General features: G+C 49.5%; 1 protein-coding gene. It reads right to left on the bottom strand.

What is annotated here, in order from left to right:
* On the bottom strand, positions 1-628 hold a 628-nt coding region (gene tnpC, locus WFH18_RS17650; RefSeq protein WP_164543405.1), incomplete at both ends, for an IS66 family transposase.

Raw genomic sequence — 628 nt, 5'->3', positions numbered from 1 at the left:
TTTGCCGCTCGCTGTCCACTGCGCAGCGAACCTGCAAACAACCAGTTCTTACGGCCCAATGCCCAGGGACGCATTGAGTTCTCTGCCCAGTTATTGTCAATGGGTAGATTGCCATCATCCAGATAGCGGCTTAAGGCTGGCCAACGCTTCAGACTGTAATTGATGGCCTTGGCGGTTGGAGAACTCGATGGCACCGTCAGATAATGTTGGTTGAGCCATTCATACAGTTGTTGCATCACCGGTTGGCTGTGCTGTTGTCGGTATTCGCGGCGGTGTTCTGCTGTACTATCGGTCTTTTTCCTGAGTTCTGCTTCTATCGCATACAGTTTCTGAATCATCAGTAATGCCTGTTCAGCGATCTGACTTTTCCCAGTCACATGCAGTTCATGGAATTTACGACGCGCATGCGCCATGCAGCCCACCTCAATGACATCGCCTGATTTAAAGCGTGCTTTATAACCACTGTAATCATCACAGACCAGATGGCCCTGCCAGCCATTCAGGAACTCTTCTGCATGCTGACCTGAACGGCTATCCTGAAAGTCATAGATCACCGCTTGAACTGGATTGTACTGTGTAGTGGCATAGGCCCAGACATAACCTTTCTTCGGTTTTTTCTCATCATCAC

The sequence above is a fragment of the Acinetobacter sp. USHLN143 genome (genome assembly GCF_037145695.1).
GTDB lineage: Bacteria > Pseudomonadota > Gammaproteobacteria > Pseudomonadales > Moraxellaceae > Acinetobacter > Acinetobacter fasciculus.
This window is presented reverse-complemented; position numbering and strand designations above follow the sequence as displayed.